This is a genomic window from Amycolatopsis eburnea, from assembly GCF_003937945.1.
In the GTDB taxonomy this organism is placed as follows: Bacteria; Actinomycetota; Actinomycetes; order Mycobacteriales; family Pseudonocardiaceae; genus Amycolatopsis; species Amycolatopsis eburnea.
On sequence record NZ_RSEC01000060.1, the window covers coordinates 406,037 to 426,597 of the forward strand.

General features: G+C 71.7%; 20 protein-coding genes. 12 read left to right on the forward strand and 8 right to left on the reverse strand.

Annotation, left to right across the window (positions count from 1 at the left end; all coding sequences use genetic code 11):
* The first annotated feature begins 1 nt into the window (after position 1).
* The 4 genes from EIY87_RS48680 to EIY87_RS37575 are packed head-to-tail and all read left to right on the forward strand — an operon-like array spanning position 2 to position 2,773.
* On the forward strand, positions 2-736 hold the full coding sequence (locus EIY87_RS48680; RefSeq protein WP_225440297.1) for a YbaB/EbfC family nucleoid-associated protein: 735 nt from the start codon (positions 2-4) through the stop codon (positions 734-736).
* A complete protein-coding gene (locus tag EIY87_RS37565) occupies positions 736-1,053 on the forward strand; it encodes a type VII secretion target (protein WP_125314695.1) in 318 nt (105 codons plus the stop codon). The genes EIY87_RS48680 and EIY87_RS37565 overlap by 1 nt, the downstream gene beginning before the upstream one ends.
* Positions 1,050-2,255: a hypothetical protein gene (locus EIY87_RS37570; RefSeq protein ID WP_125314696.1), complete on the forward strand. Its 1,206-nt coding sequence runs from the start codon at positions 1,050-1,052 to the stop codon at positions 2,253-2,255. Before EIY87_RS37565 ends, EIY87_RS37570 begins: the two co-directional genes overlap by 4 nt.
* On the forward strand, positions 2,252-2,773 hold the full coding sequence (locus EIY87_RS37575; protein ID WP_125314697.1) for a hypothetical protein: 522 nt from the start codon (positions 2,252-2,254) through the stop codon (positions 2,771-2,773). Before EIY87_RS37570 ends, EIY87_RS37575 begins: the two co-directional genes overlap by 4 nt.
* Here the strand turns inward: EIY87_RS37575 and EIY87_RS37580 are convergent.
* Positions 2,754-3,812: an aldo/keto reductase gene (locus EIY87_RS37580; RefSeq protein ID WP_125314698.1), complete on the reverse strand. Its 1,059-nt coding sequence runs from the start codon at positions 3,810-3,812 to the stop codon at positions 2,754-2,756. The genes EIY87_RS37575 and EIY87_RS37580 overlap by 20 nt on opposite strands.
* A 111-nt stretch (positions 3,813-3,923) precedes the next feature.
* Between EIY87_RS37580 and EIY87_RS37585 the strand changes: the two genes are divergently transcribed.
* Positions 3,924-4,748: a helix-turn-helix transcriptional regulator gene (locus EIY87_RS37585; protein WP_125314699.1), complete on the forward strand. Its 825-nt coding sequence runs from the start codon at positions 3,924-3,926 to the stop codon at positions 4,746-4,748.
* Here the strand turns inward: EIY87_RS37585 and EIY87_RS37590 are convergent.
* On the reverse strand, positions 4,720-6,210 hold the full coding sequence (locus EIY87_RS37590) for a CoA-acylating methylmalonate-semialdehyde dehydrogenase (protein WP_125314700.1): 1,491 nt from the start codon (positions 6,208-6,210) through the stop codon (positions 4,720-4,722). The two genes, EIY87_RS37585 and EIY87_RS37590, sit on opposite strands and share 29 nt — an antisense overlap.
* Before the next feature lie 133 nt (positions 6,211-6,343).
* Here EIY87_RS37590 and EIY87_RS37595 point away from each other — a divergent pair, with 133 nt between their 5' ends.
* Both EIY87_RS37595 and EIY87_RS37600 read left to right on the forward strand, forming a co-directional pair.
* Positions 6,344-7,978, forward strand: coding sequence for a PucR family transcriptional regulator (locus tag EIY87_RS37595; protein WP_125314701.1), 1,635 nt, complete (start codon positions 6,344-6,346; stop codon positions 7,976-7,978).
* Between the two features lie 58 nt (positions 7,979-8,036).
* The gene (locus EIY87_RS37600) at positions 8,037-8,369 is read left to right on the forward strand and encodes an SSI family serine proteinase inhibitor (protein WP_191984410.1); all 333 of its coding nucleotides are present in this window, start codon (positions 8,037-8,039) and stop codon (positions 8,367-8,369) included.
* 91 nt (positions 8,370-8,460) lie between these two features.
* Here the strand turns inward: EIY87_RS37600 and EIY87_RS37605 are convergent, their stop codons facing one another.
* From EIY87_RS37605 to EIY87_RS37620, 4 genes are all read right to left on the reverse strand, one after another.
* Positions 8,461-9,921, reverse strand: coding sequence for a DUF4153 domain-containing protein (locus EIY87_RS37605; protein WP_125314702.1), 1,461 nt, complete (start codon positions 9,919-9,921; stop codon positions 8,461-8,463).
* Between the two features lie 146 nt (positions 9,922-10,067).
* Complete coding sequence (locus EIY87_RS37610; protein WP_125314703.1) at positions 10,068-10,274, reverse strand: hypothetical protein; 207 nt, start codon at positions 10,272-10,274, stop codon at positions 10,068-10,070.
* Between the two features lie 358 nt (positions 10,275-10,632).
* On the reverse strand, positions 10,633-11,613 hold the full coding sequence (locus tag EIY87_RS37615; protein WP_125314704.1) for a HAMP domain-containing sensor histidine kinase: 981 nt from the start codon (positions 11,611-11,613) through the stop codon (positions 10,633-10,635).
* Positions 11,610-12,281 (reverse strand): response regulator transcription factor, encoded by a 672-nt coding sequence (locus EIY87_RS37620; protein ID WP_318531917.1) that lies wholly within the window; start codon positions 12,279-12,281, stop codon positions 11,610-11,612. The genes EIY87_RS37615 and EIY87_RS37620 overlap by 4 nt, the downstream gene beginning before the upstream one ends.
* Before the next feature lie 241 nt (positions 12,282-12,522).
* On the opposite strand from EIY87_RS37620, the gene EIY87_RS37625 reads away from it, so the two are divergent.
* The 4 genes from EIY87_RS37625 to EIY87_RS37640 are packed head-to-tail and all read left to right on the forward strand — an operon-like array spanning position 12,523 to position 17,257.
* Positions 12,523-14,076, forward strand: a complete 1,554-nt coding sequence (locus tag EIY87_RS37625; protein WP_125314706.1) for an NCS1 family nucleobase:cation symporter-1 — start codon at positions 12,523-12,525, stop codon at positions 14,074-14,076.
* 10 nt (positions 14,077-14,086) lie between these two features.
* Positions 14,087-14,869 (forward strand): nitrilase-related carbon-nitrogen hydrolase, encoded by a 783-nt coding sequence (locus tag EIY87_RS37630; RefSeq protein ID WP_249027179.1) that lies wholly within the window; start codon positions 14,087-14,089, stop codon positions 14,867-14,869.
* Positions 14,869-16,251: a dihydropyrimidinase gene (hydA, locus tag EIY87_RS37635; protein ID WP_125314707.1), complete on the forward strand. Its 1,383-nt coding sequence runs from the start codon at positions 14,869-14,871 to the stop codon at positions 16,249-16,251. The genes EIY87_RS37630 and hydA overlap by 1 nt, the downstream gene beginning before the upstream one ends.
* 7 nt (positions 16,252-16,258) lie before the next feature.
* Positions 16,259-17,257 carry a TIGR03842 family LLM class F420-dependent oxidoreductase gene (locus EIY87_RS37640; RefSeq protein WP_125314708.1) on the forward strand — a complete coding sequence of 333 codons (999 nt, stop codon included), beginning with the start codon at positions 16,259-16,261 and terminating at the stop codon, positions 17,255-17,257.
* A gap of 35 nt (positions 17,258-17,292) precedes the next feature.
* Here the strand turns inward: EIY87_RS37640 and EIY87_RS37645 are convergent, their stop codons facing one another.
* Positions 17,293-18,624, reverse strand: coding sequence for an aminotransferase-like domain-containing protein (locus tag EIY87_RS37645; protein WP_125314709.1), 1,332 nt, complete (start codon positions 18,622-18,624; stop codon positions 17,293-17,295).
* A gap of 64 nt (positions 18,625-18,688) precedes the next feature.
* Between EIY87_RS37645 and EIY87_RS37650 the strand changes: the two genes are divergently transcribed.
* Entirely contained in the window at positions 18,689-19,294 is a 606-nt protein-coding gene (locus tag EIY87_RS37650) for a DJ-1/PfpI family protein (protein ID WP_125314710.1), read from the forward strand.
* Between the two features lie 30 nt (positions 19,295-19,324).
* On the opposite strand, the gene EIY87_RS37655 is transcribed toward EIY87_RS37650, so the two are convergent.
* A complete protein-coding gene (locus EIY87_RS37655) occupies positions 19,325-20,554 on the reverse strand; it encodes a serine hydrolase domain-containing protein (protein WP_125314711.1) in 1,230 nt (409 codons plus the stop codon).
* Between the last annotated feature and the right edge of the window lie 7 nt (positions 20,555-20,561).

Sequence of the window (20,561 nt, forward strand, 5' to 3'; positions counted from 1 at the left end):
CGTGCTCAACCCCGGTCGTCGCCGCGGGTGGAGGCGCGGCCGGCAACGTCATGAACGAGTCGTTCACCTCGCCCGACGCGATGAAAGGGTCGTTCACGACATCCCGGGCCGGCTCGCCCGCCGCGGCCGGGTAAAGGGCGTCCCAATCAATTCCCATGCGCTGTTCTCAATGGAAATTCCCGGGTTGATGGGGGAACCGAAAAGCGGTTTGCTGCCTCTGATCCGCATGCCCTTCCCGACTTCCGAGGTCGCCGTGAACCGAATTGAACCGGCTTCGGCCGGAATGCCCGAAATCGTCCGGCGCGCGGCCGAGGCGAAGGCCCGGCTCGAACACGTCTCGGCGACCGCGTCGAGTCCCGACGGGGCGGTCACGGTCACCGTCAACACCAGCGGTGCGCTGCAGGAACTCACCTTCGGCGCGCGGGCCGACGAGCTGCCGCGGGCCCGGCTGGCCCAGGCCGTCCTCGCCGCCGCCAAGCGCGCGCAGGTCGACGCCGCCCGGCAGCTGACCGCGATCATGGCGCCGGTGATCGGTCCCGACAGCGACGCGATGCATTTCCTCCAGGAACAGATCCCGGCGCCCGAATTGCCCGAAGAACCGGAAAAAGCGCCACGCTGGGAATTCACCGCGACCGAGCCCGCGACGCCGCCGCCACCGCCCGTGCGCCCGGCCCGGCCGCGGCCGGACGACGGCGAAGAAGACTTCGGCGGCCCGATCCTGCGCCGGGGGCTCTGATGGCGCTCAAGGTCGACTTCGACGTCCTCGGCGGGCACGAGGACGAGATCCGCGAGATCGCGGACAAGGTGCAGCAGGCCCTCGACGCCGCCGGCAGCGCCCAAGCGCTCGACTTCGACGCGTTCGGGCTGGTCGGGCAGGTGTTCGCGGTGCCGATCGAGATCTGGACGAGCCAGGCCGAGGACTTCCTCCGCGCGGCCGTCGACGCCGGGCACGAGGTCGCCGACCGGGTGAAGACCGCCCACGGCGCCTTCACCGAGCACGAACAGACGACGAAGTGCCTGATCGAAGGCATCGGCAAGGAGCTGCCGGCATGACCGGGACGCAGGAGAACCCGCTGGTCGCGACCAGCGAGCCGAGCGGCGGCTTCTGGAGCGGGATGGGCGACTCGGCGAAGGGCGAGCTCGACAACGTCAACGCCCAGACGAGCGGCGCCGGCATCTTCAACGACGCCGCGGCCACGCTCACCGACGCCCGCAACGGCGACTGGGGCAACCTCGCGCTGGACGTCGGCACCGACGCCCTCGACCTGCTCGGCGCGGCGATGGACCCGCTCGGCACCCTGGCGAGCGCCGGCGTCGGCTGGCTGATCGAGCACATCAGCTTCCTCAAGGACGGCCTCGACAAGCTCGCCGGCAAGCCCGAAGCCGTCACCGCCAAGGCCGTGACCTGGACGAACATCGCGAAGCAGCTCACCGAGACGGCCGAGCAGTACGAGCAGCAGGCCAAGAAGGTCCAACAGTCGTTCCGGGACTGCGGGTCCGCCGAGGCCTACCAGAAGACGGCGGAGAGCTACGTCGGCGTCCTGCGCGGAGCGGCTTCGCACGCCGACAGCGCGTCGACGGCGATGAACGTCGGCGCGGCGCTGGTCGGCACCGAGCGCGGGCTGATCCGCGACATGATCTCGTCGTTCGTCGGCGAGCTGATCGTCAAGGCGCTGGCCGCGCTGGCCGCGTCGTGGTGCACCTTCGGCGGCACGATCGCGGCGTTCATCGCCGACACGGTCGTCGAGGGCGGGGTCCTCGCCGAGAAGATCAGCACGCGGATCGCGAAGATCGTCGAGAAGCTCGAGAGCCTGGCCAAGGGCGCGGGCAAGTCGAAGGCGGCGCTCGAAGGCGCGGCGAACGCACTGAAGAAGGTCGGCAAGGGCGTCGACAAGATCGTGGACAAGAGCGTCGACACGGCCGCGAACATCGAACGCCGGGCCAACGAGCTCAAGCAGGCGGGCAAGGAGGCGAAGTCCGCCGAGGAGACGGCCAAGGGCTGGAGCGACGCCGCCAAGGCGCACGTGCCCGGCCGCGAGAAGGTCGAAGGGCTCGGCGACAGGCTGTCCGACGACGGCCGCAGCTTCCTCAGCCAGAAGGAGTGGCGCGAGGGCGGCGGCGTCCCCGGCTTCAACCTCGCCGACGGCGTCGGCGTCGCCACCGAAGGCCGCCGCCAGGAGAACGAGCAGATCGACCGCTACCACGAAGGCCAGGAGGCCTACGAGAAGGAACACCCGGAGGGTGAAGGCGAGTGACCGGGCAAGCGGAGGTGGAGCTGGCCAACCGGCAGGGCAGGCTCCACCCCTCGCAGCGGGGGAAGGTGCTCGACGGCTCCTTCTGGCTGGCCGCGGTCGTCGCGGTCGCGGCGCTCGTCGTCGCCGTGGTCGTCCCGCTTTCGACGATCGACACCCGGTTCGGCGCCCGGCTCACCGGGGCCACCGTGGCCGCGGCCCTCGCCACGGCCGTCCCCCTCCTGCTCCTGGCCGCGTGGCTGGCGTTCGTCTGCGGGCGCCGGCTGGCCGACGTCCGGGACGGGCGGCTGGTCGCGATCACCGGCTGGACCCACGACTTCGGCAGGCAGCGGCCCGACCGCGAGTACCCGATCGTGCTCTCCACCCGGCTCAGCAAGGGCCTGAACGAGCACCACTACCTGACCGCGGGCGGGAAGGAGTTCCAGCTCTACGGGACGGGCCCGCGGGTCCAGCCGGACCGGAACAACACCGTCCTGCTGACCCCGCGGTCCCGGCTGCTGATCACCGTCCTGCCGGCGTAGCCCGGGGCTCGATCACCAGGTCGCCGCGGGTGACCGCCCGGATGTGGTCGCCGGCGAGCAGGTCGTGCGGGTAGCCGAGGTCGAGCGCGCTCACCTCGTCGAGGCGGGCCAGCTGGTCCGGCGTGAACTCGACGTCGAGGGCGCCCAGGTTGCCCTCCAGCTGGGCGAGCGTGCGGGCGCCGACGACCGGCGCGGTCACGCCCGGGTTCCGCAGGGTCCAGGCCAGCGCGACCTGGGCGGGCGTGTGCCCCGCCTCGGCCGCGACTTCCGTGACGACGTCGGCGATGGCGAGCGTGCGGTCGGTGACCATGCCGAGCCCGGCGTTGAAGCTCCGGCGGGTGCTCTCGCCGGAGCCCGCGTCGCGGTACTTGCCGGACAGCACGCCGCCGCCCAGCGGCGAATACGGCATCACCCCGAGGCCCAGCTCGCGCGCCATCGGGATCAGGTCGCGTTCGGCGTCCCGCCGGATCAGGCTGTACTCGACCTGCAGCGCGATCAGCGGCGACCAGCCCCGCAGGTCGGCGATGGCCTGCATCCGCGAAACCTCCCAGGCCGGGACGTTGGACATCGCCACGTAGCGGACCTTGCCCTGGCGGACCAGGTCGTCGAGGCCGCGCAGGATCTCCTCGACCGGCGTCGTGAAGTCCCAGACGTGCAGGAAGAGCAGGTCGAGGTAGTCGGTGCCCAGCTGCCGCAGGCTGGTCTCCACCGACGCGAACAGGCTCTTGCGGTGCGGGCCGCCGGAGTTCGGGTCGCCGGGGCGCACCAGCGTCGTGTACTTGGTCGCCAGCACCAGGCGTTCGCGGTGCTCGCGGGCGAACTCGCCCAGCAGCCGCTCGGCGCTGCCGTCGGTGTACGTCGGCGCCGTGTCGAGGAAGTTGCCACCGCGCTCGACGTAGGTGTCGAACAGCTTGCGCGCCTCGGCGGCCTCCGCGCCCCAGCCCCACTCGGTGCCGAACGTGGCCGTGCCCAGGGCCAGCGGCGAAACCCGCAGCCCGGACCGGCCCAGCAGCCGGTAGGTGTCGAGGGTGAGCGTCATCGGGTCCTCCCGTGTCCGTGATGTGCGCCCAGCCTCTGCCGGTGGCGCTCGCGGGGTAAGGGAAGGACCTTCCTGGGAACAGCTGTCCCACCCTGCCGGTTGACCCCGGGTATGACCACCGCCACCGCGGAACTGGCCGCGTTCCTCCGGACCCGGCGGGAACGCCTGGACCCGCGCGACTTCGACCTGCCCGTCCGCCGGTCGCGGCGGACGCCGGGGCTGCGCCGCGAAGAGGTCGCCGAACTGGCCGGGGTCAGCGTCGACTACGTCGTGCGGCTGGAGCAGGCACGCGGGCTGCGGCCGTCGGCGGCCGTGGTGGAGGCGCTGTCGGCGGCGTTGCGGCTGACCGACGGCGAACGCGCCTACTTCTTCGACCTGGCCCGGCAGCGGCCGCGCGGCACCGGCGAGCCCGCCACGACCGCGGAGCCGTCGCTCGCCCGGCTGGTCGACGACTTGTCGCCGCTCCCGGCCATGCTGCTGAACCACCGCTTCGACATCCTGGCCTGGAACGGCGAAATGGCGCGGCTGCTGCTGGACTTCGGCACGCTGCCGCCGTCGCGGCGGAACGCGATGTGGCTGTGCCTGCTGCACCCGGAGATCCGCGAGTACTACGTCGACCGCGAACGCGTGGTGCGCGAAGGGATCGCCCACCTGCGCGCCGCGTGGGCCGCGCACCCGGACGACCCGGTGCTGACCGCGCTCATCGCCGAATGCACCGGTGGCAACGAGGAGTTCGCGCGGTTGTGGGCCGAACGGGACGTCCGGGGCACCGGCCGGGCCGGCAAGGTGCTGCGCCACCCCGGCGCCGGGGTGATCGCCGTGGACTTCGAGGTCCTCGTGCCGCTGCGGGACAGCGGTCAGCGGCTGCTGATCGGCCGTCCGGCGGACGAGGCGAGCCGGGCCGCGCTCAGGAGTTGCGCGGGAAGCCCAGGTTGACGCCCGCGTGCGAGCGGTCCGGCCACCGCGACGTCACGACCTTCGTGCGGGTGAAGAAGTGGAAGCCTTCCGGCCCGTAGGCGTGGCTGTCGCCGAACAGCGAGTCCTTCCAGCCGCCGAAGGAGTAGTAGCCGACCGGGACCGGGATCGGCACGTTGACCCCGACCATGCCGACCTCGACCTCGTTCTGGAACTTCCGCGCGGCGGCGCCGTCGCCGGTGAAGATGGCGGTGCCGTTGCCGTACGGGTTCGCGTTGATCAGGGCGAGCGCGTCGTCGTAGGACGCCGCGCGCGCGACCGAAAGCACCGGGCCGAAGATCTCGTCGGTGTAGATCGACATCTCCGGGCGGACGTGGTCGAACAGCGTCGGGCCCAACCAGAAGCCGTCACCGGCCACCTCGATGCCCCGGCCGTCCACCACGAGGGACGCGCCGGACTCGACTCCCGCGTCCACATAGGACACCACGCGCTCGTGGTGCGCCTTGGTGACCAGCGGGCCCATCTCGGACTCCGGGTCACGGCCGTCGCCGACGCGCAGCCGGGACATCCGCTCGGTGATCTTCGCGACCAGTTCGTCGCCGACCGGGTCGACGGCGACGACCACCGACACCGCCATGCAGCGCTCGCCCGCCGAGCCGAACCCGGCCGAGACCGCGGCGTCGGCGGCGAGGTCGAGGTCGGCGTCCGGCAGCACGACCATGTGGTTCTTGGCCCCGCCGAGCGCCTGGACGCGCTTGCCGTGCCGGGTGCCGGTTTCGTAGACGTAGCGCGCGATCGGCGTCGACCCGACGAAGGAGATCGCCTTGACGTCGGCGTGTTCCAGCAGCCCGTCGACCGCCGCCTTGTCGCCGTGCAGCACGTTGAGCGCGCCCGCGGGCAGCCCGGCTTCGGCGAACAGCTCCGCGATGAACACCGCCGCCGACGGGTCCTTCTCGCTCGGCTTGAGCACGACGGTGTTGCCGCAGGCCAGCGCGTTGGGGACGAACCACAGCGGCACCATGGCCGGGAAGTTGAACGGCGAGATCACGCCGACCACGCCGAGCGGCTGGGCGATCGAGTAGACGTCGACGCCGGTGGAGGCGTTCTCGCTGAAGCCGCCCTTGAGCAGCTGGGCGGCGCCGCACGCGTACTCGACGTTCTCGATCGCGCGGGCGATCTCCCCGGCCGCGTCCGACTCGACCTTGCCGTGCTCGCTCGTGATGATCTTCGCCAGCTCGTGCTTGCGGGCCGAGAGCAGCTCGCGGAAGGCGAACAGCACGCGCGTCCGGCCCGCCAGCGACGTCCCGCGCCAGCCCGGCAGCGCCGCCTTGGCCGCGGCGACGGCGGCTTCGACCTCGGCGTCGCCCGCGAAGTCGACCTGGGCGCGGACCTGGCCGGTGGCTGGGTCGAACACGTCGCCGCTGCGCGCGGGGGTCCCGGTGAACGGCTTGCCGTCGATCCAGTGGCTGATGCGGTCGCTCACGGCGGTTCGCTCCTTCGCTCGGGGGACGTCCACCCGAGTCTCCGGGCGGGCGCCACGCGGACGCCATCGGCAACGTGTACGCCAGTTGCCTCCCGGCCGTACAGTCTGTCCCTGCCGATCACCGCGAGGAGCCATGTACCCGACCGTCGCCGAGGCGCTCGCCCTGCCGGTGCTGCGCCAGGGCCGCCCGCACGTCGTCGCCGGCGCGGCCGGGCTGGACGCGCCGGTGCGCTGGGCGCACGTCGCCGAAGTCGCCGACATCGCGCACCTGCTGCGCGGCGGTGAGCTGGTGCTGACCACCGGCGTCGCGCTGCCCGACGACGGCCCGGCACTCGCCCGCTACGTCGCCGACCTGGCCGGGGTCGGTGCCGCCGGCGTCGTGATCGAGCTGGTCCGGCACTGGAGCGACAAGCTGCCGGCCGCGCTGGTCGAGGCGGCCGAGGAGCACGGCCTGCCGCTGGTCACGCTTTCGCGCGAGACGCGGTTCGTCAGCGTCACCGAGGCGGTGAACGGCCAGATCGTCGACGCCCAGGTCGCCGAGCTGCGCGCCGCCGAGCGGGTGCACGAGACGTTCACCGCGCTGACCGTCGCGGGCGCCGAACCCGGCGTCGTGCTGGGCGAAGTCGCCCGGCTCACCGAGCTGCCCGTGGTGCTCGAGACGCTGTCGCACGAGCTGCTCGCCTACGACGCGGCCGGCACCGACCCGGCCGAGCTGCTGACCGGCTGGCCGTCGCGCTCACGGGTGGTGCAGGTCGGCGAGCGGACCGGCTACCACCCCGGGTCGGGCTGGCTGGTCACCGTGGTCGGCGCGCGCGGGCACGACTGGGGCCGGCTGGTCCTCGTCTGCGCCGACCAGCCGCCGCACCGGCACCGGGTGGTCGCCGAGCGGGCGGCGTCCGCGCTGGCCGTGCACCGGCTGGTCGCGAAGGATTCCGACGGTCTCGAACGGCAGGCGCACCGCGCGGTGCTCACCGAGCTGCTCGCCTCGCCGGCGCCGTCCTCGGAGCTGCTGGCGCGGGCCTCGGCGCTCGCCGTGCCGCTGACCGGGCGGCAGCTGGTCGGGCTGGCGGTCCGGCCGCGGTTGGCCGGCAGCCGCCCCGCGCTGTCGACGCCACCGGTGCTGCGCGAGCTGGCGGAGGCGACGGTGCTGGCGGCCCGCCGCGCGAAGGTGTCGGCGCTGGTCGCGACCGACGACCTCGGGGTGCGGGCGCTGCTCGCGCTGTCGCGGGAGGCCAACGCCGACGCCGTGCTGCACCGGCTCGCCACCGACGTCCACGAAGCCAGGGGCAGTGCGCCCGGCGTGCTGGCGGTCGGCACCACGGTGTCGTCGCCCGCCGAAGCGCACCGGACGCTGCAGGAGGCGGCGCACGTCGCGGCGGCCGCGCTCGGGGCGGGTGACGAGCGCGTCGTGCACCGCCTGTCCGACGTCCGGCTGCGCGGCCTGCTGCACCTGCTGGCGGGCGACGAGCGGGTGACGGCGTTCGCGCACCGGGAGCTGGGTCCGCTGCTGCAGCGCGACGCCGCCACGGGCAGCCGGCTCGTCCAGGCCCTGCGGCACTACTGCGAACAGGGCGGCAACAAGTCGGCGGCGGCCGCGGCCGCGCACACGTCGAGGACGGCGTACTACCAGCAGCTCGCCCGGATCGAGCAGGTCCTCGGCGTCCGGCTGGAGGACCCGGAGTCGATGCTCTCGCTCTACGTCGCCCTCCTGGCGTCAGACCTCACCCGGCCGAGCGAAGAAGACTCACCCGGACGTGGAGCACAGTGATCGGCCCGGGGCTGCCGATGACACCGATATGGCCCTACTCCCCTTCGCTGCCTGCCTGATGAGCCTGAGCTGCCTCGCCCCCGCGCAGCCCCCGGCGTCGACGCTGCAGCTGACCACCCACGACACCGCGAACCGGATCGGCTCGGTGGTGCTCACGTGCGAACCGACCGGCGGCACGCACCCGAAGCGCGCCAAGGCGTGCGCGGTGCTGGCGGGCGTGGACGGCGACTTCTCGAAGATCAACGCCCGGCACCAGGCCTGCACGCTGATCTACGCGCCGGTGGACGTCACGGCCGTCGGCACCTGGCGCGGCAAGCCGGTGTCGTTCCGCGAGACGTACCCGAACCGCTGCGCCGCCGACCGCGACTCGGACGACGTCTTCGCCTTCTGAGCCCGGACGCGCGGAAGCCGCCGGACCGCCCCCACGACGGCCCGGTGGCTTCCGCGCATGTGGTTAACCACGCCTGACCGGCCGGTCCGGTTCAGCCGCAGCGCCCGAGAGGTACGTCACGTGCCGAGGCGCGGGCGAGGTTCCAGGCGGGCCAGCCGTCCGCGGTGTCGCCGGCCAGCACCTGCCGCAGCACGCAGGTGCGCAGCGGTTCCGGCAGCCGCGCCTCGACGACCGGCACGACGTCGGCGGAGAACCCGGCCAGGTACCGGTGGTCCAGCGGCTTCCCGGCGGCGGCGCGATCGAGGTTCGCTTCGGCGATGAGCCGTTCCGGGTCGAGCACGGCGAGCCCGAGCAGCGCGACGGCGGCCGTCCCGATCGCGGCGCGCGGCAGCCACGACGGGCGCAGCCGGACCAGCGACACCAGCACGAGGACGAACACGGCGCCGAACCACAGTTCGCAGACCTCGACCAGCAGCCGCAGCACGGTGAAGCCGTACGCCTCCTGGTAGGTCCCCATCCGGCTGAGCGCCGAGCCGACGAGCACGAGGGTCAACGCGCTCAGCGCCCCGAGCAGGCCGCGCTGGCGGAGCCGATCGGCTTTCGTGCTGTTCGGCGCCCACCGCAGCGCCGCGGCGACGATGGCGAGCGTGAGGACGGTGACGGCGCAGAGCTGCCAGAAGCCGCTGCGCGCGTACTCCGCCGACGTCAGGCCGCTGGTGCGCAGGACGTATTCGGTGCCGCCGAAGAGCACGACCAGCCGGACGGCGACGAAGACGCTGAACAGCACGATCAGGACGACGAGCGGGACCGTCCACTCCAGACCGTACTTGGTCCTTTCCGGACTCTCGGTGTTCGCCGTTTGTACTGGTGCGGCCAGGAAGTAGCACGCCCCGGCCACGAGGAGCGCGACGACGGCGAAGACCACGCACCACCGCACGAGCACGGCGGGACTGAGATCGGGGATCACCGCGGTGACGACGGCGGCGAAGGCGGCATCGGCACTGGAGAGCAGCGGAACGAAGACGGCGACGAGCACGGCGGCTCCGAGCACGGCGAGCGCGATCCGCCGGGCGACGCCGTCCCGGCGTCCGGCGAACCGCCCCAGACCGCGACCGGCCCACGGGATCGCGCGGAGGGCTTCGAGGGGCAGCGCAACCATGTCGTAGAGGACACTGTGGACGGTCCGGGGCCCGACGACAGCCAGCGACCCGGCCACGACGGCGGCCGGTACGCAGAGCGCGAACAGCCAGCCCGAGGCGCGGAAGGTCCCGACGCTCAGGAGGGCGAGGGCCAGCAGGGCCCAGGTGGCGTTCGTCCAGGTGAGCCGTCCTCGGTTGGCGACGGCCACGGCGACGGCGACCGCGAGGGCGGCGAGCAGCCAGCCGATGCCGGGGCGGTCCACGGGGAGGACGAGGGCGCCGGCGATCCCGGCGACGGCGGCGGCGGGGAGGACGGCTGGGGGCAGGGGGACGGTCGCGGACTTCGGGGGCGGGAGGGGCTGGAGGAGGACGGGTGGGGCGGCGATGGCGACGCCGCCGGATGCCGGGGCCATGCCGGTGGCCCAGGCGTTTCCGCCGGGTTGGGCCCATGCGCCGGCAGTTCCCGCCGTCGCGTGGGTTCCAGCGGCGCTCCCAGCCCCCACGCCGGTCCCGGCAACGCTCCCAGCCCCCACGCCGGTCCCGGCAGCGCTACCCGCCGTCACGCCAGTTCCGGCAGCGCTCCCAGCCCCCACGCCGGTCCCAGCAGCACTCCCAGCCCCCACGCCGGTCCCGGCAACGCTCCCAGCCCCCACGCGGGTTCCAGCAGCGCTCCCAGCCCCCACGCCGGTCCCAGCAGCACTCCCGGCCCCCACGCCGGTCCCGGCAGCACCAGCGGCTCCCGAGTCCGCACGGTCTCCCGCAGCACCAACCCCCTCCCCCTCGCCCGCGGTCACCTGGCGCTTGCCCCGCGGCACCCCCTTCCCCGCACCGGGCTTCCCGGCCCCACCCACACTGTTCTTCGGCATTCCACCCACTCCTGACATTCACATTTGCAAACATCCAAGGCCGACCGCCACCTCAAAGGTCTTGAATGAGTCATTCAGGTCTTCGGAGGTCCTGAATGACTCATTCAAGACACTCCGGCGCTGCCGCCCGGCGCCACTCGCGACGCCGTGAGGCCGGTCCGCGATGTCATGAAAGGGTCGTTCACCTCGCCAGACGACATGAACGACCCTTTCATGACATCCCCCGGCGAACGACGCGGCCGGGACCCGGGCCCCAAGTCAGCCGGTCGGCAAGGTCACCCGGATCCGCGACCCCGGCGACGAATCGACCACCCCGATCGTCCCCCCGTGCAGCTCCACCGCCCACCTGGCGATCGCCAGCCCCAGCCCCGTCCCACCGCCGGACGGCCGCTCACCCCGGGTGAACCGCTCGAACACCCGGACCCGATCCGCCGGCGCGATCCCCGGACCCTCGTCGCACACGTCGATGCGCACCTCGCCCGGCCGGACCTCCCCCAGCACGCGCACCGAACCGCCCGCGGGCCCGTGCCGGACCGCGTTCTCCAGCAGGTTCGCCACCACCTGGAACAGCCGCCCGCGGTCCGCGGTCACCTGGACGTCCGGCGCCGACACCGAGAAGCTCACCCCGCGCACCAGCGCCGCTTCGGAGACCGCCTCCGACAACAGATCGGCCAGCGAGAACGACGTCTTGTGCAGCGGAATCGCCCCCGCGTCCAGCCGCGACAGGTCGAGGAGCTCGTCCACCAGCGTCGCCAGCCGCTCGGTCTGCTGCAGGGCCGTCTTCAACGTGGCCGGGTCCGGGTCCTCGACGCCGTCGACGAGGTTCTCCAGCACGCCGTTCAACGCCGTGATCGGCGTCCGCAGCTCGTGCGACACGTTCGCGATCAGCTCGCGCCGCTGCCGGTCCGCGTCCCCGAGGTCCCCGGCCATCTGGTTGAACGCCGAAGCGAGCGAGCCCACCTCGTCCCGCGTGGTCGCCCGGATCCGCCGCGTGTAGTCGCCCTTCGCCATCGCGCGCGCCGCCGCCGTCATCTCGCGCAGCGGGCGCGTCATGCCGTGGGCCAGCACCTGGGACAGCACCAGGGCCAGCACCATCGCGGTGATCGTCGTCTTGGGCGGCAGCCAGCCGATCTGCCAGTTGAAGAACGCGAACGCGACGCCGCCGGACGCGACCATCAGGATCGCCAGCTTCAGCTTGATCGACCGGATCCGGTCGAGCGGCCGCGGCACGAGGTTCACGATCCCGCCTCCAACGCGTAGCCGACGCCGTGCACCGTGCGGATCAGGTCCGCCCCCAGCTTCCGCCGCAGCGCCTTGATGTGGCTGTCCACCGCGCGGGTGCCCGCGGACGTGCCGTGGACGTCCCAGTCCCACACCTCCGACAGCAGCCGTTCGCGCGGCTGGACCGCCCGCGGCCGCCGGGCGAAGTGCACCAGCAGGTCGAACTCGATCGGCGTCAGCTGCGCCGCGACGCCTGCCCGGGCCACGCGCCGCTGGTCGACGTCGATCTCGAGGTCGCCGAGCACGATCCGGGTGCCCGCGACCGACGACGAGCGCTCGACCCGCCGCAGCAGCGCGTGCACCCGCGCGGTCAGCACCCGCATCGAGAACGGCTTCGTCAGGTAGTCGTCGGCGCCGACGCCCAGCCCGACCAGCATGTCCGTCTCGTCGGCGCGCGCGGTCAGCATGAGCACCGGCACCGGCCGCCGCCCCTGGATCCGGCGGCAGACCTCCAGGCCGTCGAACCCCGGCAGCATCACGTCCAGCACCACGAGGTCCGGCTCCGCCGCAGCCTCCGCCTCGACCGCCGCCGGCCCGTCGTGCGCGACGTCCACGGTGAACCCCTCGGCCCGCAGCCGGGCCGCGATCGACGCGGCGATCGTGCCGTCGTCCTCGACGACGAGCACCCGCCGCCCACCCAGTTCCATGGCCACGACCCTATGCACCCCCGGTGGAGACGGTCCGCGTGAAGTGTGGAGATCCTGTGGAGACGTTTCACCCGCTTTGCCGGTTCGTAACGGCCGGATGTGTGACGCAGGTCATGCACCCCGAAGCCCGTTCGCGCAATCGACAGACTGCACTCCAGGCCGTGGAAGAGTGAACACTCTGCCGTTGCCCCGGCGATGACCAGGCGCGCAGGATGCCGCAATGGCGCCGACACCCGCAGACCAGCGCGTGCACGACGACGGCCGGGTCGAACTGGACCCCGCCGACGTCGGGTCTCTCGAAGGCAGCCGGTTCTTCAACGAGGAGCTGGCCCCCGTCGCGATCGAAAAACGGACCTGGACCACCTACAACTACTTCGCGCTCTGGATGGGGATGGCGCACAACATCCCCAGCTACGCGCTGGCCGCGTCGCTGATCGCCCTCGGCATGAACTGGGTGCAGGCGCTGATCACGATCACCATCGGCAACCTGATCGTGCTCGTCCCGATGCTGCTCAACAGCCACGCCGGCACGAAGTACGGCATCCCGTTCCCGGTGTTCGCCCGCGCGTTCTACGGCTTGCGTGGCGCGAACCTGGCCGCGCTGCTGCGCGCGTTCATCGCGTGCGGCTGGTTCGGCATCCAGACCTGGGTCGGCGGCGAGGCCATCTACGTCATCCTCGGGCGCCTGCTCGGCTCGTGGTGGCGCGACTCGGCCGTGGTCGCCGGCCAGCACTGGACGCTGTGGCTGTCCTTCGTGGTCTTCTGGATCGGCCAGATGCTCATCATCTGGCGCGGCATGGAGGCGGTCCGCCGGTTCGAGAACTGGACGGCGCCGCTGGTGTCGGTCGGCTTCCTGATCATGCTCGGGTACGTGCTGGTCAAGGCGGGCGGGCTCGGCCCGATCCTGTCCGACGGCGGCAAGCTCGGCTGGGGCCCGGACTTCTGGAAGGTGTTCGCCCCGGCGCTGATGGCGATGATCGCGTTCTGGTCGACGCTGTCGCTCAACATGCCGGACTTCACCCGCTTCGGCGGCAGCCAGCGCAAGCAGGTCCGCGGCCAGGTCCTCGGCCTGCCCACCACGATGACGTTCATCGCGATCGTGGCCATCCTGACCACGTCGGGCGGGCACGTCCTCTACGGCGAGGACATCTGGGACCCGGCGCAGCTGGCCGACAAGTTCTCCAGCCCGATCGTGGTCGTCGTCGCGCTGGTCGCGCTGGTGCTGGCCACGATCTCGGCGAACCTGGCGGCCAACGTCGTCAGCCCGTCCTACGACTTCTCGAACGCCTTCCCGAAGAAGATCACGTTCGCGGTCGGCGGCGGCATCACCGGCGTCATCGGCATCCTCATCCAGCCGTGGCGGCTCTACTCCGACCCGAACATCTACATCTTCGCCTGGCTCGGCTTCTACGGCGGCCTGCTCGGCGCGGTGGCCGGGGTGCTCGTCGCGGGCTACTGGGTGGTCGCCCGCACCAAGCTCAAGCTGAAGGACCTCTACACACCCGATGGGGTGTACTGGTTCAGCGGCGGCTGGAACTGGCGCGCGCTGGTCGCCACGCTGGTCGGAGCCGTCTTGGCGGTCGGCGGAGCGTATGGCGGGCCGTTCCCCGACGCCGGTCTGATCCCGTTCCTCAAGCCCCTTTACGACTACAACTGGGTGGTCGGCTTCGTCGGCGCGTTCGTCGTCTTCGCCGCCCTGTCCGCATCGTCTACCAAGGAGGAAGCAAGTGAGCGTCGTCCGAGCCGGATTGATCCAGCAGCGGTGGACGGGTGACAAGGAGTCCATGATCAAGGCGGCGGTCGACCACATCGCCACCGCCGCCTCGCAGGGCGCCCAGGTCGTCTGCCTCCAGGAACTGTTCTACGGGCCGTACTTCTGCCAGGTGCAGGACACCGACTACTACTCCTACACCGAGGGCATCCCGGACGGCCCGACGACCAAGCTCATGCAGGAGGTGGCCGAGCGCCACGGCGTCGTGCTCGTCGTGCCGATGTACGAGGTCGAGCAGCCCGGCGTGTACTACAACACCGCCGCGGTGATCGACGCCGACGGCACGTACCTCGGCAAGCACCGCAAGAACCACATCCCCCAGGTCAAGGGGTTCTGGGAGAAGTTCTACTTCCGGCCCGGCAACCTGGGCTACCCGGTGTTCGACACCGCCGTGGGCCGCATCGGCGTCTACATCTGCTACGAGCGGCACTTCCCGGAGGGCTGGCGCGCGCTGGGCCTGGCCGGGGCGAAGATCGTGTTCAACCCGTCGGCGACCAGCCGCGGCCTGTCGCAGTACCTGTGGCGGCTCGAGCAGCCGGCGGCCGCGGTGGCGAACGAGTACTTCGTCGGCGCGATCAACCGCGTCGGCAAGGAACCGCTGGGCGACAACGACTTCTACGGCCAGACGTACTTCGCCGACCCGCGCGGGCAGCTGATCGGCGACGCCGCGTCGGACACCGAAGACGAGGTCGTCGTGCGCGACCTCGACATGGCGCAGCTCGACGAGGTCCGGGACCTGTGGGCGTTCTACCGCGACCGCCGCCCGGACACCTACGGCCCCCTCACGGAGGCCTGATGACCACGCTCATCACGGGTGGCCAGGTCGTTTCACCATCGGGCGCGCTGCTCGCGGACGTCCTCGTCGACGGCGAGACCATCGCCGCCGTCGGGGCGCCCGGCACGCTGTCCGGTGACGAGACGATCGACGCCACCGGCAAGTACGTGCTGCCCGGCGGCATCGACGCGCACACGCACATGGAGATGCCGTTCGGCGGCACCCACTCCGTCGACAGCTTCTCGACCGGCACCACGGCGGCGGCCTGGGGCGGCACGACCACGATCATCGACTTCGCCGTGCAGGCCAAGGGCACGTCCCTGCTGTCCACACTGGACAAGTGGCACGCGAAGGCCGACGGCAACTGCGCGATCGACTACGGCTTCCACATGATCGTCAGCGACGTCAACGACCAGTCGCTGAAGGAGATGGAAGCCTGCGTCGACGGCGGCGTCGGCAGCTTCAAGATGTTCATGGCCTACCCGGGGGTGTTCTACTCCACGGACGGCGAAATCCTGCTCGCGATGCAGAAGGCACGCGAAATCGGCGCCACGATCATGATGCACGCGGAGAACGGCATCGCGATCGACCAGCTGGCCGCGCAGGCGTTCGCGGCCGGGAAGATCGACCCCGTCCAGCACGGCTTGACGCGTCCGCCGGAGCTGGAGGGCGAGGCGACCTCGCGCGCGATCCAGCTGGCGAAGGTGACCGGTTCCCCGCTGTACATCGTGCACCTCTCGGCGTCGCAAGCGCTGGCGGCCGTGGCGGAGGCGCGCAACGACGGCCAGAACGTCTTCGCGGAGACGTGCCCGCAGTACCTCTACCTGTCCATCGAGGACCTCGCCAAGCCGGACTTCGAGGGCGCGAAGTACGTCGCTTCGCCGCCGCTGCGCGAGAAGTCGCACCAGGCCGACCTGTGGCGCGGCCTGCGGACCAACGACCTGTCCGTGGTGTCCACCGACCACTGCCCGTTCTGCTTCAAGGACCAGAAGGAACTCGGCCGCGGCGACTTCCGGGCCATTCCGAACGGGATGCCGGGCGTCGAGCACCGGATGGACCTGCTGCACCAGGGCGTGGTCGCCGGTGAGCTGACGCTCGGGCGCTGGGTCGAGACGTGCTCGGCGACGCCGGCCCGGATGTTCGGCCTGTACCCCAAGAAGGGCGTCATCGCGGCGGGTTCGGACGCGGACATCGTCATCTACGACCCGAAAGCGACGCAGACGTTGTCCGCGGAGACGCACCACATGAACGTGGACTACTCGGCGTACGAGGGGTTCGAGATCACCGGCCGCGTGCACACGGTGCTGTCCCGTGGGCGCGTCGTGGTGTCGCCTTCCGGTTTCTCGGGATCGACGTCGCACGGGAAGTTCCTGTCCCGCTCGCTGAACCAGTACCTGAACTGAGGACGCCATGGACTTCGGGATCGTGCTGCAGACCGACCCGCCCGCGCGCGACGTGGTGCGGCTGATGAAGGACGCCGAGGACGCCGGGTTCCGCTACGGCTGGACGTTCGACTCCTGCGTGCTGTGGCAGGAACCGTTCGTCATCTACTCGGCGATCCTCGCGGCGACGTCGTCGCTGGTCGTCGGTCCGATGGTGACCAGCCCCGGCACCCGCGACTGGTCGGTCATGGCGTCGACGTTCGCCACGCTCAACGACATGTACGGCAACCGGACGGTCTGCGGCATCGGCCGCGGCGACTCCGCGCACCGGGTCGTCGGCAAGCCACCGTCCACTTTGGCCACCGTGCGCGACTGCATGCGCGTGGTCAAGGACCTCGCCGAGGGCCGCGCGGTGACGATGAACGACAAGACCGTGCAGATCCCGTGGATCCGCAACGGACGCCTGGAAATGTGGATGGCGGGGTACGGACCCAAGGCGCTGCAGACGGTCGGCGAGCACGCCGACGGCTTCATCCTCCAGTGCGCGGACCCGGCCATCGCGCGCTGGACGATCGGCGCCGTCCGCGACGCCGCCCGGGCCGCCGGCCGCGACCCGGGTGGCATCACGATCTGTGTCGCGGCCCCGGCGTACGTCGGCGACGACCTGGCGCACCAGCGCGAACAGCTGCGCTGGTTCGGCGGGATGGTCGGCAACCACGTCGCGGACCTGGTGGCACGCTACGGGTCTTCGGGCGCGGTGCCCCGCGAGCTGACCGACTACATCCGCGAGCGGGAGGGCTACGACTACAGCCACCACGGCAAGGCGGGCAACCCGTCGACGGAGTTCGTGCCGGACGAGATCGTCGACCGGTTCTGCCTGCTGGGCCCGGCGTCGTCGCACGTGGAACGGTTGCAGGAGCTGGCGGAACTGGGCGTGGACCAGTTCTCGCTGTACCTGATGCACGACGACCGCGAGGCGACGCTGGCGTCCTACGGCTCGCAGATCATCCCGAAGCTCACCGCGTAGGGCGCCTGCGCTCCCCACGTACTCGTCGCGAGCGGTCAGCGGTACGCGTCGTGCTCGGCTTCCTGCCGGACAGCTGCCAGCGCGTCGCGCAGCTCGGTGAGCCCGACGGAGCCGAGGGCCAGCCGGAGCGCCTGGGGCGCGGTGGGCGTCGTCGCGAACGGCTCGGCCGTGGCGACCGCGACCCGCCGCCGCGCCAAGGCCGCCGCGATCCGGTCCGGGCGCGAATCCGGCGCGAGCGGCAGCCACAGGAAGTACGACGAGGGGTGCGTGACCACGGGAAGCCCGGCAAGCACCTCGGCGGCAATCGCCTGCCGCTGCCGGGCGTCTTCGCGCTTGCGCGTTTCGAGGCGGTCGACTGTGCCGTCGTCGAGCCAGCGGCGGGCCAGCTCCGCGGTCAGCGCGGGGGTGTTCCACGTCGTGGCGCGGATGGCGCGTTCGAGCGACGGCACCAGCGGGTCCGGCGCGACCGCGAACCCGAACCGCAGCCCGGTCGCGACGTTCTTCGACAACGCGGACACGTACACGGTGGCTTCGGGCGCCAGCGCCGCGAGCGGGGGTGGCGCGTCCTCGGCCAGGTAGGCGTAGGACGCGTCCTCGATGATCGTCAGCCCGTGCGCGCGGGCGATCGAGACCAGCCGCGTGCGGCGGGCTTCGTCGAGCACCCAGCCCAGCGGGTTGTGCATTGTCGGCATCGCGTACACCGCGCGGACCCGGCGACCTCGGCACAACCGCTCGAGGACGTCGAGGTCGGGCCCGCCCGCGGTCACCGGCAGCGGCGCCGGCTCCAGCCCGAGCGTGCGCGCGAGCACCCGGAACCCGGGGTAGGTGAGCGCGTCGACCGCGACGACGTCCCCGGGCCGGAACAGGGTCATGGCGGTGATCGCGAGCCCGTGCTGCGCCCCGTCGACGATCAGCACCCGCTCCCGGCCGACGTCCAGCCCCCGCCGCCGCAGGTGCCGGGCGACGGCGGCGCGATCCTGCGCCCGCCCGCGGTGCGGCTGGTAGCGCAGCAGCGCGTCGAGGTCACCGGCGGTGGCGAGGTCGCGCAGCGCCTGGCGCAGCAGATCGGCCTGCCCCGGCACGGCGGGGTGGTTGAAGCTGAGGTCGAGCGCGTCGGCGGCAACGGACCGCTCGTCGGCGGCCTCCCCGATGGCGGGGTCGCGGACGAAGGTGCCCCGCCCCTGCTCGCAGCTGACCAGCCCCATCGCTGCCAGCTCGGCGTACACGCGCGAGGCGGTGACCACGGCGATGCCCTGGTCAGCGGCCAGCCGCCGGTGCGTGGGCAGCTTCGTCCCGGCCGGGAAGCGCCCGTCCCGGATCTGCTTCGCGAGGGTGTCGACGACGCCTTTGTACTTCGGTACGCGCACCCGCCGGATTGTAGGCAGGACAATTCTTGGACTGTCCTGGGTGAGCGGTCTTAGCGTGGCGGCCATGCACACGGCGATCCTGACCTTCGACGGCTACAACGAACTCGACTCCCTGATCGCACTGGGCGTCCTCAACCGCGCGGGCTCGCGGGTGTCGATCGCGAGCCCGACACCGCAGGTGACCTCGATGAACGGCGTGACGTTGACCGCGACGATCGGCTTGGCGGATGCCTGTTCGGCCGACGCGGTGATCATCGGGAGCGGCGTGCGCACCCGCGAGGTGGTGGAGGACCCGGCCATCATGCGGGTGCTGAGCACCCTCGACCCGGCTCGCCAGCTGTTGGCCGCGCAGTGTTCGGGGACGTTGGTGCTGGCGAAGCTGGGGTTGCTGGGCGGGGTGCCTGCGTGCACGGATCTGACGTCGAAGCCGTGGGTGGTGGCGGCGGGCGTCGAGGTCTTGGACCAACCGTTCTACGCGCGCGGCAACGTGGCTACGGCGGGCGGGTGTTTGGCGTCGGCTTACTTGGCGACGTGGGTGATCGCGCGGCTGCACGGGTTGGAGGCGGCTGAGGGGGCGATGCATTACGTGGCGCCGGTCGGGGAGAAGGAGGAGTACGTTGCGCGGGCGATGCGGAACGTGACGCCGTACCTGGAGCCGGCGTTGCGGTGACGGATGTTCCCCGCCTGCGGCCGATCCGGTTCAGTCCAGCAGCGCCTGGTAGACCAGCTGCCGCAGCTGCGGCCGCAGCCGGTAGGTGCTCGACGGCAGCAGCTGCGTGTAGAACCCCACCGTCAAATCCTCGTCCGGATCCACCCAGAACGCCGTGGAAGCCGCGCCGCCCCAAGCGAACTCGCCCGCCGACGACAGCGTGCGGGCCTTCACCGGGTCCTCCAGTACCGAGAAGCCGAGCCCGAACCCGTGACCGTCGAAGGGCATCTCCGCGAACAGCGGGCGGCCGAACGCCTCCAGGTCCACGTGGCCCGGCAAGTGGTTCGAAGCCATCAGGGAAACCGTCCGCGGGGACAGCAGCCGGACGCCGTCGAGTTCGCCGCCGCGCAGCAGCATCTCCGTGAACCGCCAGTAGTCCCCCGCCGACGACACCAAGCCGCCGCCGCCGGAAAGGCAGTCGGGGCGCGCGGTGCCGCTGCGACCGAACGCGTCGTTGCGCACCGCGCGGCCCGACGAAGGATCGCGGACGTACAACGCCGCCAGGCGCGAAAGGGACGTGGCCACGAAGTCCGTGTCCGTCATGCCCAGCGGCGTGAAGATGCGCGACGAAAAGAACTCGTCGAGCGGCAGACCCGAGACCACCTCGACGAGCCGCCCCAGCACGTCCGTCGCGATCGAGTAGTTCCACTCCGCCCCCGGCTGGAACAGCAGCGGCAACGCGGCCCACTGCCGGGTGCATTCCGCCAGGTCCGCGCCCGGCGGGGTGCCCCACTCGAAGCCCGCCGCGCGGTAGATCGCGTCCACCGGGTGGCCGTGGTGGAAGCCGTACGTCAGGCCCGCCGTGTGCGTCAGCAGGTGCCACACGCGGATCGGCGACGTCGCCGGTTCGGTGACCGGCGCCAACGCCGACCCCTTGACGAACACGCGCGGCGAAGCGAACTCCGGCAGCCAGCGCGAAATCGGGTCGTCCAGCTCCAGCAGACCCTCTTCGACGAGCATCATCGCCGCCACCGAGGTGATCGGCTTGGTCATCGAGAAGATGCGCCAGAGCGTGTCGGTTTCGACCGGGAGGTCCGCTTCGACGTCGCGGTGCCCGCCGCGGCCGACGTGCACGACGCGGCCGTGCCTGCTCACCACCGCGAGCCAGCCCGGTAGCCGCCCGTCCTCGACATACCGGTCGAAGTGCGCGTCGAGCCGCCGCAGCCGGTCCGCGTCGAACCCGGCTTCGGCCGGGTCGACTTCCACCTTGAGTTCCGCCATGCCGCGA

Bases quoted from the DNA above. Each gene is read 5' to 3' on its own strand.
- EIY87_RS37565 (WP_125314695.1), top strand. From the start codon at position 736: ATGGCGCTCAAGGTCGACTTCGACGTCCTCGGCGGGCACGAGGACGAG.
- EIY87_RS37570 (WP_125314696.1), top strand. From the start codon at position 1,050: ATGACCGGGACGCAGGAGAACCCGCTGGTCGCGACCAGCGAGCCGAGC.
- EIY87_RS37580 (WP_125314698.1), bottom strand. From the start codon at position 3,812: ATGACGCTCACCCTCGACACCTACCGGCTGCTGGGCCGGTCCGGGCTG.
- EIY87_RS37585 (WP_125314699.1), top strand. From the start codon at position 3,924: ATGACCACCGCCACCGCGGAACTGGCCGCGTTCCTCCGGACCCGGCGG.
- EIY87_RS37595 (WP_125314701.1), top strand. From the start codon at position 6,344: ATGTACCCGACCGTCGCCGAGGCGCTCGCCCTGCCGGTGCTGCGCCAG.
- EIY87_RS37600 (WP_191984410.1), top strand. From the start codon at position 8,037: ATGAGCCTGAGCTGCCTCGCCCCCGCGCAGCCCCCGGCGTCGACGCTG.
- EIY87_RS37605 (WP_125314702.1), bottom strand. From the start codon at position 9,921: ATGGCCCCGGCATCCGGCGGCGTCGCCATCGCCGCCCCACCCGTCCTC.
- EIY87_RS37625 (WP_125314706.1), top strand. From the start codon at position 12,523: ATGGCGCCGACACCCGCAGACCAGCGCGTGCACGACGACGGCCGGGTC.
- EIY87_RS37630 (WP_249027179.1), top strand. From the start codon at position 14,087: ATGATCAAGGCGGCGGTCGACCACATCGCCACCGCCGCCTCGCAGGGC.
- hydA (WP_125314707.1), top strand. From the start codon at position 14,869: ATGACCACGCTCATCACGGGTGGCCAGGTCGTTTCACCATCGGGCGCG.
- EIY87_RS37640 (WP_125314708.1), top strand. From the start codon at position 16,259: ATGGACTTCGGGATCGTGCTGCAGACCGACCCGCCCGCGCGCGACGTG.
- EIY87_RS37650 (WP_125314710.1), top strand. From the start codon at position 18,689: ATGCACACGGCGATCCTGACCTTCGACGGCTACAACGAACTCGACTCC.
- EIY87_RS37655 (WP_125314711.1), bottom strand. From the start codon at position 20,554: ATGGCGGAACTCAAGGTGGAAGTCGACCCGGCCGAAGCCGGGTTCGAC.